Origin of the sequence: Cellulomonas pakistanensis, from assembly GCF_016862755.1 — a bacterium.
Classification (GTDB): Bacteria; Actinomycetota; Actinomycetes; order Actinomycetales; family Cellulomonadaceae; genus Cellulomonas; species Cellulomonas pakistanensis.
In genome coordinates this window covers 1-12,173 of sequence record NZ_BONO01000017.1, presented here as the reverse complement: position 1 = coordinate 12,173, position 12,173 = coordinate 1, and the positions used below count along the sequence as shown (strand labels likewise).

At 76.0% G+C, this 12,173-nt stretch carries 9 protein-coding genes and 1 tRNA gene; 4 read left to right on the top strand and 6 right to left on the bottom strand.

The genetic code is table 11. The features are described 5' to 3' along the window. Positions 1-6 precede the first annotated feature (6 nt). The 4 genes from Cpa01nite_RS11725 to Cpa01nite_RS11710 all read right to left on the bottom strand — a co-directional run bounded on the left by Cpa01nite_RS11725 (position 7) and on the right by Cpa01nite_RS11710 (position 3,843). The gene (locus Cpa01nite_RS11725; RefSeq protein ID WP_203668952.1) at positions 7-510 is read right to left on the bottom strand and encodes a hypothetical protein; all 504 of its coding nucleotides are present in this window, start codon (positions 508-510) and stop codon (positions 7-9) included. Positions 511-626: 116 nt separating this feature from the next. Beyond that, complete coding sequence (locus Cpa01nite_RS11720) at positions 627-1,193, bottom strand: hypothetical protein (protein WP_203668951.1); 567 nt, start codon at positions 1,191-1,193, stop codon at positions 627-629. After that, a complete protein-coding gene (locus tag Cpa01nite_RS11715; protein ID WP_203668950.1) occupies positions 1,193-3,547 on the bottom strand; it encodes a hypothetical protein in 2,355 nt (784 codons plus the stop codon). The genes Cpa01nite_RS11720 and Cpa01nite_RS11715 overlap by 1 nt, the downstream gene beginning before the upstream one ends. Continuing rightward, on the bottom strand, positions 3,547-3,843 hold the full coding sequence (locus Cpa01nite_RS11710) for a hypothetical protein (protein WP_203668949.1): 297 nt from the start codon (positions 3,841-3,843) through the stop codon (positions 3,547-3,549). Before Cpa01nite_RS11710 ends, Cpa01nite_RS11715 begins: the two co-directional genes overlap by 1 nt. A gap of 132 nt (positions 3,844-3,975) precedes the next feature. Between Cpa01nite_RS11710 and Cpa01nite_RS11705 the strand changes: the two genes are divergently transcribed. Next, the gene (locus Cpa01nite_RS11705) at positions 3,976-5,946 is read left to right on the top strand and encodes a TPM domain-containing protein (protein ID WP_203668948.1); all 1,971 of its coding nucleotides are present in this window, start codon (positions 3,976-3,978) and stop codon (positions 5,944-5,946) included. Positions 5,947-6,156: 210 nt separating this feature from the next. On the opposite strand, the gene Cpa01nite_RS11700 is transcribed toward Cpa01nite_RS11705, so the two are convergent. Beyond that, positions 6,157-6,245 (bottom strand) — tRNA-Ser (locus tag Cpa01nite_RS11700). A gap of 77 nt (positions 6,246-6,322) precedes the next feature. Beyond that, the gene (locus Cpa01nite_RS11695; RefSeq protein WP_239068732.1) at positions 6,323-7,588 is read right to left on the bottom strand and encodes a threonine/serine exporter family protein; all 1,266 of its coding nucleotides are present in this window, start codon (positions 7,586-7,588) and stop codon (positions 6,323-6,325) included. 326 nt (positions 7,589-7,914) lie between these two features. Between Cpa01nite_RS11695 and Cpa01nite_RS11690 the strand changes: the two genes are divergently transcribed. From Cpa01nite_RS11690 to Cpa01nite_RS11680, 3 genes are all read left to right on the top strand, one after another. Then, positions 7,915-10,518 carry an Ig-like domain-containing protein gene (locus tag Cpa01nite_RS11690; RefSeq protein ID WP_203668946.1) on the top strand — a complete coding sequence of 868 codons (2,604 nt, stop codon included), beginning with the start codon at positions 7,915-7,917 and terminating at the stop codon, positions 10,516-10,518. Positions 10,519-10,538: 20 nt separating this feature from the next. Further along, positions 10,539-10,934, top strand: coding sequence for a YchJ family protein (locus Cpa01nite_RS11685; protein ID WP_239068731.1), 396 nt, complete (start codon positions 10,539-10,541; stop codon positions 10,932-10,934). Between the two features lie 326 nt (positions 10,935-11,260). Continuing rightward, positions 11,261-12,173 (top strand): alkaline phosphatase (locus Cpa01nite_RS11680; protein WP_239068730.1); only part of this gene is annotated, 913 nt, incomplete at its 3' end.

Here is a 12,173-nt window from a genome sequence, read left to right as displayed (position 1 = left end):
CGGCGCCTACCCCCGTGCTGCGCTCGCGGGGAACTGGCCGGCGCCCTCGACCGCCTCGGCGACCAGCACGTCACGGTCGACCGGCGCCTCGTCCGCGAAGGTCGAGAAGCCGACGGCGAGCAGGCGCCACTCGTCCAGCGGCACCAGGACGTACTCCCCCCACTCGCCGTCGTTGCGCCGGGTGCTCCAGCCGACCTCGCCCTCGTCGAGGTCGGTGAGGGGTTCGATGTCGTGACCACGGGCCCGGACGGACGAGTCGGTGCAGACGTCCGCCTGCTCCTCGATGAACGCGAGGACGCGTTCGGCCGGGATGCCGTCGCTCGACCGGTCGACGACGACCGCGCCCGCGAGACCGCGCTCACCGAAGCTGAGCACCGTGCCCGGGGAGTGGGCGATCGTGTAGCCGCCGGGCGCCATGCTGTCGCACCACGTGGGCCCGGGCACGTTCCCGGTCCAGGTGTCGTGGCTCGCGTCCTCGACGTCGTCGAACGCGGCGCGATCGAGCAGCACCGGGTCCCCGGCGCACCCGCCGAGGCCGACGACCGCGGCCAGGGCCGCAACCAGACCGGTGGCACGCGCCCGGGCGACGCGCGTCCGAGGGCCGGCAGGCGGCGGACCGGCGCCCATCAGCCCTCGGTCGGCGCGAGACGCTCGGCGCCCTCCCGGGCCAGCTCGCCGAGCTCGTCGAGGTCGACCGGCGGCTCCTCGGACCGGGTGACGAACCCGTACGCGAGCACGCGCCACTCGTCCAGGGGCACCACCACGTACTCGCCCCAGCGGCCTTCGGGGTCGCGGGTCCGCCAGCCGTGCGCATCCTGCTCGAGGTCCGTGAGCGGTTCGATCGACGTCCCGAGACCGTCCGGTCGCGCCTCGAGCGTGCACTGGTCGGCATCGGCCACCAGGTCGCCGAGGAGCTTCGCCGACGTCAGTCCCTCGGCGCGGCGGTCCAGGACGGTCGCCCCGACCGAGGACCCGTCGTCGAGCTCGAACCGCGACCCCGTGTACGGCTCGCGCATGGTGCCGCTCGGGCTGATGGCCGAGCACCACGTCCAACCCGGGGCGATGGCGAACTCCGTGTTCTGCTCGGCCGAGGCCACGTCGTCGACGGCACCTTCGTCCAGCAGCACCGGAGGCGACGAGCACGCCGCGAGCGACGTCACCACCACGACCAGCGTCAGCCAGCCCCGCCTCATCAGCGCGGCTCCGTGCTCAGGACGACGAACGGGTCCTGGTAGGCGCTGCGGAGGTCGTCCACCGAGACGAGGTGCCCGAGGGCGTTCGCGGCCTCGCCGTGGCGGTAGCTCAGCTCGTCGAGGTCGATGTCGGCGAGCGAGATGAGCTCGCCATCCGGCATCCAGATCGCCTCGAGCTCGGGCGGCACGTCGACGATCCCGGCCTCCGCGAGCGCCAGGAAGCTGCTCACCACCGACCTCGTCTGCCCGTCGACGAGCCGGTCGGTCGCGAGCTCCCGCGCGGCGTTCTCGTTGCCGCCGAAGATCTCCGTGATCTGGCCGCTCGGCACGTTCCGGATCTCGGACCACGCGGCGTCCGCGAGCTTCTTCCCGGTCTCGCCGGCGATGTCGACCAGATCCTCCGCCCCGGGGACGGGGACGAGTGCGGCCGCCTTGGACACGAGGCTGGTGAACGCCGCGACCTGCTGGTCCTTCGACTTCGCACCCTCGATCTCGGCGTCGCTGACCACGCGCTGGATGTGGCCCTCCAGGCCGATGCTCGACGTGAGGATGCGCTCGAGCGACTGCGGGTTCGCGATCTCGACCCCGGCGCCGTGCAGGGCGCTCCAGCCACCGAGCGCCGTCTGGCGGAAGTTGGCCACGCCCTCGGCGACGCGGGCCATGCCGTCCTCGGTGCTGACCGCGACCGCGAGCAGCTTGTCGAGGTCGCCCGTGTAGATCACGGGCTGGTCCTGCAGCTGCGGGAGGAACGAGTTGGTCAGGTTCGCGACACCGGGAGCGCCGTTCGCCGACGTGCTGCCCTCGACCGCGACCTGGACGCTCTGCATGTAGTGCTTCAGGAGGGAGCCGACCGGCTCGGCGGCTCCGCCGGCGTGCTCCGCGGTGAACTCGGGGTTCTCCGGCAGCAGCCCGAAGAACCGGGACACGAGCATGCCGGTGTCCTCCCCGCGCTCCGCGATGTTCTCCGGGTCCGTGCCGATCCCCAGCGCCGCCTCCGCGACGCCCTGGAACCCGTCGCGGCTCCAGTCGCGCTCGGCGAAGTAGAACTCCGCCCGCTTCTCGCCGTCGGCGTCGGAGAAGAACTCCAGCCCGAGCTCCGGGTGCTTCCCGAGCTGCCCCATCGTCGCGCCCATCGGGTCGGGCGTCCGGCCGAGCAGCGACGCCGGGTCGGCGTCGAGCCCGTTGAGCGGCGACATCCCGGTGTGGTGCATCCAGCTCTGCACCATCTGCGGGTCGACCGTGCGCTCGAACTCGTCGAGCTGCCACGCCACGCCCCGGACGAACTCCTCGCCGTAGTCGCCGTCCCGCATCAGGTAGTCGAGCACCGCGGCGTGCATCGGGCTGCTCGGGTACGTGCCGAAGAACGCGTCCATCGTGTCGTCGTCGGCGGTGCGCGTCGCGAGCTGCACGAGCTCCTCGCCGAACGCGGTGCCGTCGAACGCGTCGGACCGGGTCGCGGTCTGCAGGCCGGACCGGAGCTCGGCGGCGAGGGTCGCGAGGTTCGGGTCGTCCGAGAAGCCCATGAACGAGGCGAGGCCGTCGTAGGTGCCGAGCAGGCCGTCGGCGCCGAGGCGCTCGTACATCGGCGCCATGACGCCGGGGTCGTCGCCCACGGCGCCGAGCAGCGCGGTGTACCTCGCCACCAGCTCGGGGTCGCCGAAGTCCTGCGGATCGCGCGCCATCCGGTCGAGGGCGTCCGCGACGTGGGTGCCGACCTCGGCCTTCACCTCGTCCGACAGGTGCTCCCCGAGGAACGCGTACGCGTCCGGGTGGTCCAGCAGGTACTGCACCTGGTCCGCCGGGCTCTTCGCCTGGAAGTCGAGCAGCGTCTGCTGGTCCGCGAGGCTGCCGATGTGGTTGACGTCGGTGGTCGCGGCGGCGGTGAGCGCGGCGGCGAGCGCCTGGTCGGCGGCGGCCGCGTCGGCGAGCGCGGTCTCGATCTGCTCGGCGACCTCCTGCTGGACGGTGCGGGCGTAGGCCAGCTCGTCCTCGTCGTCGAACGTCCGGGCGAGGCTCACCGCACCGGTGGCGTGGTCGATGTGCAGGCCGTGGTGGCCGCCGCGGCGCATCGCCCCCTGCAGCAGCTCCTTCGCCGCGGTCAGCGCGGTGGCGGCCGCGTCCAGGGCCTCGATGACGCCGGTGGTCTCGGCGACCTGGGTCGCGAGCGCGTCCGACAGCCGGCCGTGCTCGGCGCGCGCGGAGGCGGCGTCGCCGAGGGTCCAGGACGCCGGCGGCCTCCCGGCGTCGAGGTCGTCGTGCAGGCCGGTGAGGGCGCGGCGGTGCGCGACGACCGACTCGGCGATCTCGGACAGGCGCGCGGGCTGCCAGGAGGCGAGCTGGGACGGGGAGACCATCAGCGGGGCACCGGTCCGAGGCGGTCGAACCGGGTGGCGACGCCGTCGTTGGTGGCGGTCCAGGTGCCGGCGGCGGAGCGCATCGACGCGGCGTGCGTCTCCGCGCTCGTGGCCCAGCCGGTGTACGCGTCGGTCCACGCCGTGGCGAGGGCCGAGCCGGCGCCCGCGCTCGCGCTCCCGGCGAGCGCGCCGGCGATGTCCCCGACCTCCGACGGGACGTGCTGCCGCACCGTGCCCGCGGCGGACTCGACGGTGTCCGCGGCGGCCCGGACGGCCGCCGTGTCGATCTCTCCCACGGCTTCTCCCCCTGCTGACGTGGTGCTTCACCGACGAGGGTAGAGGGAGACCCCGGTGCCGCACGTCAGACTGGGGTCGCCGTCCCCCACCCGGGTGGCGCCAGCCGCCCGTCCGACCGACCCGGAGCCCGCATGCCCCTCAGCCCCCGCGCCGCCCGCCGGACGCGCGCAACCGCCGCGCTCGCCGCCGTCGGGTCGGCCGCCCTCCTCGTCGCCGGGCCGGCCGCCGGACCCGCGTCGGCGGAGCCGCCCCTCGACCTGCCGTCGACGGTCACCGACACCGCGGGCGTGCTGTCGCCCGAGGACCGGGGCCGGGTCGCCGAGGCGGCGCACGCCCTGGCGGAGGCGACGCCGTACGACCTGTTCGTGGTGTTCGTCGACTCGTTCGACGGCATGAGCAACCGCGACTGGGCGGATGCGACCGCCGAGGCCTCCGGGCTCGGGCGGGACGACATCCTGCTGGCCGTCGCGGTCGGCGACCGGCGCTACCAGGTCTCGGTGGACGCGGACATCGCGCTGGGCGACGACGCGCTCACCCGGGTGGAGCAGGAGGACATCGAGCCCGCGCTGGGCGACGACGACTGGGCGGGCGCCGCTGTCGCGGCCGCCGAGGGCTACGAGCGCGCGGCGAACCCGCCCGCGGGCGCGGGGACGATCGCGTTCCGGGTGCTGCTGGCGCTCGGCGTGCTCGCGCTGCTCGGGTACGGGGTCGCCCGCCTGGTCCGCACCCGCCGGGCCGCGGCGCGGGCCGCCGCCGAGCTCGACGCGCTGGACGACCGGTCCGCGCGCGCCCTGGTCGGCGCCGACGACGCGGTGGCGGCCGCGGCGCAGGAGGTGGCGTTCGCGGAGGCCGAGTTCGGGGCCGAGGCGGCCGCGCCGTTCGCCGCCGCGCTGGCCCAGGCCCGCGAGCTGCTGGCCGAGGCGTTCCGGTCGCGGCAGCTGCTGGACGACGACGAGCACGACACCGACGTCCGCCGCAGCAGCCTCGCCTACGCGGTGCTCGACGGCTGCGCCCGGGTGGAGGAGGCGCTGGCCGCGCAGCGCGGACCGCTCGTCGAGCTGCGGGCGCTGCACGAGCGCGCGCCCCAGGACCTCGCCGCGGCCCGGGACGAGGCCGCCGCGCTCGGCGTCCGGGCGGCGGAGACCGGCACGGTCTGGGACGCCGTCCGCCCGCGGTACGCGCCCGCGGCGACCGACGACGTGCCCGGCGTGCTCGCGGACGCGACGGCGCTCGCGGCCCGCGCGGGCGCCGAGGCGGACGCGGGCCTGGCCCTGGTCGACACCGACCGGGTCGCCGCCGTGGCGCACGTCGGGGAGGCGCGGACCGCGCTCGCCCGGGCCGCGGCGGTGCTCGACGCGCTCGACCAGCGCGCCCGGGACCTGGAGACCGCACCGCAGGCGATCGCCGCCGTGGTCGCCGAGATCGACGCCGACCTCGTCGACGCAGCCCGGTTCGAGGCGCCGGGCCTCGCCGAGCTCGTGGCCGCCGCCCGGGGCGCGACCGGACGGGCGGGGTCGACCGAGGCCGGCCAGGACCCGCTCGCGGTCCTCGGCGCGCTGCGCGAGGCGGAGCAGGCTCTCGACGGCGTGCTCGACCCGCTCCGGGAGACCGAGGCCGCGCGGGCCCACGCGCTCGAGCGGCTGCCGCAGGCGACGTCGACGGCCCGCGCCCGGATCGCGGCGGTCGAGGCGACGATGGCCCGCAACCGCTGGTCGATCGGCGCCACCACGCGCACGCGGCTGGCGGAGGCCGCGCGGCTGACGACGCAGGGCGAGGTGGCCGCGTCGTCCGACCCGATCGCCGCGCTGCGCGTGCTCCGCGCCGCCGCCCAGCGCGCCGAGGAGGCGCAGCGCGCGGCGCAGGCCGACATCGCGGCCGCGGCTCGGCGTGCAGCGGCCGTCTCCGACGACGGGCCGTCGTGGGGCCTCGGCTCGGGCGGCAGCCGGCGGTCGGGGTCGTCCTGGTCGGGCGGGGGCCGGTCGGGCGGGACCCGGTCGCGGAGCCGCTCCGGCGGCGGGCGCTCCGGCGGCGGGCGCTCCGGCGGCGGCCGGTCGAGCAGCCGGTCGGGCGGCGGGCGGCGCGGCGGGGGTGGGCGGTTCTGACCCGCGCCCGCCCGGGTCCGCGAGCACGCCGCCGGGACGGCGCACCGCCACACGTCGACCGTCTCGCCGACGTGGAGCGTCACCGGCGCGCCCGGCGCGCCCGGCGCCGCCGACGACGGGGCCCGCACGTCGCCACGCGTCGCCTCGGTCGGCGACCCGGCGGGGGACGCGACGAGGGCCCGGTCGCGATCGACCGGGCCCTCGTGGAAGCGGAGACGGTGGGATTTGAACCCACGGAAGGGTTGCCCCTTCACGACCTTAGCAGGGTCGCGCACTAGACCTGGCTATGCGACGTCTCCAGACTGCGCCACAGTACCGGGCGCCCCGGGCACCCGGCAAAGCGGCCCACCGGCGGCCCCTCCCCGGCCCTCGCCGGTCAGTGCTCGAACCCCCACTCGCGGTCCGTCAGCATGCGGGCGACGGCGAGCCCGACCGACAGCGCGACCACGACCAGCCCCGCCTGCACCCCGTAGGCCAGGGCCTGCGTGGTGTCCCCGTTCGACAGGTAGAACACCGACCGGTACGCCGAGACCCCGGGGACCATGATGACGACGGCCGGGACGGAGACGGTGATCCGCGGCACGCCCAGGCGCGGCGCGATGACGGCGGCCAGCAGCCCGACCAGCAGCGCGGCGCCCGCGGCCGCGGCCTGCGGCGCCAGCTCGCCCGTGAGGTACAGCCGCCCGGTGTTCGCGAACATGCCGACCACGGCCGCACCGAGCGCCATCCGCCACGGGCTGTTGAACATGAGCGCGAAGCCGAGCACGCCGACGAAGCTCGCGACCATCCGCAGCGGCAGCAGCAGCGCGGCGTCGATCACCGGCGCGGCCTCGGGGTCCGGCGACAGCCCGACGGCGATCGACACGCCCCACACCGCGAGCGCCGCGGAGGTGAGGATCATCAGGGCGTAGGTGAGCCGGGCTACCCCGGCGGAGAAGTCGAGCTTCGCCAGGTCGAGGCCGCCCGTCACCAGCGGGAACCCGGGCACGAGGAACAGCACCGCCGAGATGTACCCGGCGGCGTGCCGCACCTCCGTGGCGCCGAGGCCGTGCACGGCGGACACCAGGCCGAGGTAGGCGAGGCAGGCGAGCGCGGCGGCGAGCATCGTCACGCCGAACTGGTTGAACCCGCGGTGCAGCAGCAGGCGCCTGGTGAGCTGCCCCAGCCAGGCCGCGACGAACGCGCTCGCCATCTCGACCGGCCCCCCGTTGTTGAGGAACGCGAAGGCGGCGCAGGCGACCGCCGCCCACAGGGCGTTGACCGCGTCGGGGTAGAGGGGCGGCTTGCGCTCGATCCGGTCGAGCTCGGCCGACACCTCCTCGACCGTGGCGCGCCGCCCGGACCGGGCGAGCGACCCGGCCAGGTGCTCGAGCTCGGCCAGCCGGTCGGCGTTGATCCCGACCGACCGGACCTCGGCGACCTCGGTGCGGAAGCTCGGCCCGCGGTGCGACGTGGTGGTGATCTCGGTGAGCGTCACGTGCGCCTCGTGACGGTCGACGCCGATCGCCCGGGCGATCCGGGCCATCGACGACTTGACCCGGTAGGAGCCGGTCCCGGCGGACAGGCTCAGCCGGCCGACACGCAGGGCGACGCCGGACTGGCGGATCAGCTCGAGCTCGTCGTCTGCTGGCTGGGTCGGCACGCGCACCATGATGGCGCCCCGCGGCGCGGCCGGCCGGGACGTCGGTCCGCCGCGGCGCCGGCCCGCCCGGCCCCTCGCCGCGCCCGGTACCGGTGGGTACGGTGAGGCTGGCGCGCTGGTCAGGGGGATCGACGCGACGAGGCATCGGGGGCACGGTGCGGACGACGACGTCGGGCAGCAGGGCGCGGCACGGGGCGACGAGGCGGGGCGCCCGCGCGCCCGGCAGGGCAGCGGCTGCGCTCGCCGGGCTCCTCCTCGCAGCGCTCGTCCCCATCGGTCCCGCGCAGGCCGCCCCGGCCGACGACTGCGCCGCGCCGACCCGGACGGTGACCGGGTCCACGTCGGGCGCGGCGCTCGACGTCGCGGCCGGGGAGGTCGTGCTCCTGGCCGGCGGCACCCAGGCCGGCGGCGTGAGCTCGCTGCCGGCGGGCGCGACCCTGTGCGTCGCGAGCGGCGCCACCCTCGCGCCCGCCTACCTGAACAACGCCGCGGGCACGCTGTACGTGGCTCCCGGCGGGACGGCGACGATGCCGTCCGTCGCGGTGGCCGCGGGCTTCGTGCTGGACAACGCGGGGACCGCCACCTTCGCCGGGCTCAACCTGAACGGGCCCGGCACCGTGCGGAACGCGGCCGGGGCGACCCTGACGGTCACCGGCGCCTTCACGCCCGCGGCCGGCACGGTCGTCAACGACGGAGCGCTCGCGCTGCCGGGCGGGGCGACCCTCAACTCCCCCGTGACGCTGACCAACAACGGCACGCTCACCGCGTCCGGCACGACGATCGTGAACGGGCCGTTCGAGAACGCCGGCACCGCGACGCTGACCGGCGACCTCGTGGTCAACGGCTCCGGCTCGCTGACCAACCGCTGCGTCCTGACCGCGACGGGCGGCTTCACGAACGACGGCGGGTCCAGCAGCACCGGGCTGGTCGCGCTCGGCGGCGGGTTCGTCAACCAGGGCGCCTGGCGGCAGCTGCCGGCGGCCGCGCTCACCGCCACGACGCTGACCGACGACGGCACGGTCACCGGGTTCGGGCGGTACGTGTTCAGCGGCGCGACGAGCGTGCAGGGCGGGTTCGACGGCGACAGCCCGTTCGTGCCGATCTTCGTCGACGTCCCGGGCACGACCTTCCCCGGCACCGGCGGCGGCTCCGTGACCAACGTCGACGTCCGCGACCTCGACGTCCCGGGGCCGGCCGGCTACCCGGGGCCCGACTGCGCCGACCCGGCCGCGGCGCCGTCGGCGGACGTGCAGGTCAGCAAGACCGGGCCGGCGTACGTCGGCCCCGGCGGCCGGGTCACCTACACGATCGACGTGACCAACGCGGGCCCCGACGAGGCGGCCGGGGTCGTCGTCACCGACGACCTGCCGCCCGCGCTGTCCGCCGTCACCGCGTCCGGCGGCGGGGTCGTCGCCCCGCCGACGGTCACCTGGTCGCTCGGCACCCTCGCGGCGGGCGCGACCGTCACGCTCACCGTCACCGGCACCGCCCCGGACAGCGGCGTCCTGGTGAACACGGTGCGCGCCGGCGCGACCACCGCCGACCCGGACGCCTCGAACAACGACGGCACCGCGGACTCCGAGACGGTGACCACCGAGGTCACTCCCGGTCCCGACGTGGTCGACCCGCCGACCGCCGACGACCTGGTGCGCGAGACCGTCGCCGGCCGGCCGGTCGTCTCGACGGTGACCGGCAGCAGCCCCGACCCGGACCTGCAGCTGCGGTTCAGCACCGTGACCGGGCCGTCGGACGGCGTGCTGGTCCTGCTGCCGGGCGGCCGGTTCGGGTACCTCCCCCGTGCCGGCTTCGTCGGCACGGACTCGTTCACCTACCGCGTCTGCGACAACCAGGACCCGGCGCAGTGCAGCGCGCCCGCGACGGTGACGCTGGTCGTGCACCCGCTGGCGGTCGACGACGAGACGACGACGCTGGTGGACACGCCCGTGACCATCGACGTGCTGGCCAACGACCCCGCCGGCGCGGTGCTGTCGACCACGCTGGTGGACCTGCCGGACCACGGGCTCGCGGCCGCCGACCCGGCGACGGGGACCGTCCTGTACACCCCCGGCCCCGGGTACCTCGGCACGGACCTGCTCACCTACCAGGCGTGCGCGCCCGACGACCCGACCGACTGCGCCACCGCCGTCGTGACGGTGCACGTCTGGCCGGACAACGCGCCGCCCGTCGCCCCGCCGCTGCTGCTCGAGACCTCCGTGGACACCCCGGTCGCCGGCACCCCCGCCGTCAGCGACCCCGACGGCGACGAGGTGACGATCACCTCGACGTTCCCGACCGCGGCGGGCGGGACCGTGACGCTGACCGGCGGCACCACGACGTACACGCCGCCACCCGGGTTCGCGGGCCGCGACCTGTACCAGTACACGGTGTGCGACGACGGCGTCCCGGTGCTGTGCAGCACCGGCCTGGTCACGGTGCTCGTCGACCCCGTCGCCGTGGACGACGCCGCCACGACGCCCGAGGGCACGCCGGTGACCGTCGACGTCGCCGCCAACGACCGGGGCACCGTGCTGCCGCCGGACGTCACCGTGCCGCCCGCGCACGGCTCGGTGGCCCTGGTGGACGGCGCCCTCGTCTACACGCCGGCGCCCGGGTTCGTCGGGACGGACACGTTCACCTACCAGGTGTGCGCCGCGGACGTGTCGCCGGCGTGCGCGAGCGCCGTGGTGACCGTCGTGGTGACGGGCTCCGACGACGCGGGCGGCGGGGGCACGGGGGCCGGCGGGGGCACGGGCGCGGGCGACGGGTCCGGCGGGCCCGGCACCGGCTCGGCGACGCCGGGCGGCGGCACCCTGCCCCGGACCGGCGCGGACAGCGCCCCGCTCGCGGCGCTGGCGCTCGGGCTGGCGGGTGCGGGGGCGCTGCTCCGCGCGGCCGGGTCCCGGCGGGCCCGGCGCCGGCTCGCACGCTGACCCGCGCCGATACTGGACCCGTGCCGACCCCGACCCGCTGCCCCTGCCTCAGCGGCCTGCCGTACGACGAGTGCTGCGGCCCCCTGCACCGCGGCGAGCGCACCGCCCCGACCGCGGAGGCGCTGATGCGGTCGCGGTACAGCGCGTTCGCCGTGGGGGACGCCGGCTACCTGCGCGCGACGTGGCACCCCGCCAGCAGGCCCGCCGACCTGGACCTCGACGCGGGGACCCGCTGGCTGCGCCTGGACGTCCTGGCGACCGCCGCCGGCGGGCCGTTCGACACCGCCGGCACCGTCGAGTTCCGCGCCACGTACCGCGACGCCGACGGGACGCGCGGGGCGCTGCACGAGCTCAGCCGGTTCGTCCGCGAGGACGGCCGCTGGCTGTACGTCGACGGCACGACGCCGCGCGGCTGACGCGCCCGACGCTCCCGCGCCCTCGCGTCGAACGTCGAACGTCGAACGTCGAACGTCGAACGTCGAGATTGCACTAGTTGCGGGGTTCAGGCGGGCCCAACCCCGCACCTAGTGCGATCTCGGCGACAGGCGCGGCGAGCAGCGTGGCGTCGAGCGTGGAGCGTGGGCGGGCCCGATCGCGGGCCACGCGTCCCGGTGATCACCCACCCCTGGGGGATCTGTCTGTTCCGTCCGGTTTCTCCGGGAGTTCACCGGCCGGTCACGCGCGCCGCAGAGGGTCGGTGCGGCGGGTGATCGCCCGCCGTGACTCGACAGGAAAAGAGATCATGACCCGACGACCCACCCGGTGGCTCACGCTCGCCGGGACGAGCGCCATCGCCGCCGCCGTCGCCCTGACCTCGGCCGTCCCCGCGGCCGCTGCCGACCCCACCGGCCCCAAGAACGTCATCGTGCTCATCGGTGACGGCATGGGCTACAACCACATCGACGCCGCGTCGCTCTACGAGCACGGCACGACGTACGCGCAGGTCGCGGTCGACCCGGCCGCGGGCACGATCCAGCACCTGCCGGGCACCGCGTCGCAGGTGTTCCAGTCGTTCCCCGTCCAGGTCGCCATGTCGACCCACTCGGCCAACGGCCGCGCGGAGTACGACCCGGCCAAGGCCTGGGCCGACTTCGACTGGATCGCCGAGGGCGCCACCGACTCCGCCGCCGCGGGCACCGCGCTGGCCACGGGCGTCAAGACGAACAACGGCATCCTCGGCCTCGACCCCGAGGGCGACGTGGTCAAGAACGTCGCCGAGCGCGCCGCCGAGCTCGACAAGGCCACCGGCGTCGTCTCGTCCGTGCAGTTCAGCCACGCGACGCCGGCCGCCTGGGGTGCGCACAACGCCAGCCGCAACGACATGACCGGCGTGGCCCACGAGATGATCGAGGGCCCGCTCGACGTCATCATGGGCGCCGGCCACCCGGGCTACGACGACGACAACCAGGCGGTCACGCCGTCGTACTCGTCGGTCAGCGAGCGCGACTTCCAGCGCCTCCGGGACGGCCAGACCGCCCGGACGTTCATCGAGGACCGCGCCGCCTTCGAGGCGCTGGCGGCGGGCGAGGACGTCCCGGAGAAGGTGTTCGGGCTCGCGCAGGTCGCCACCACGCTCCAGCAGGCGCGCTCGGGCGAGTCGGAGGGCCAGCTGCCCTTCGCGGTCGAGCAGAACGACGTCGCGTCCCTCGCCACCA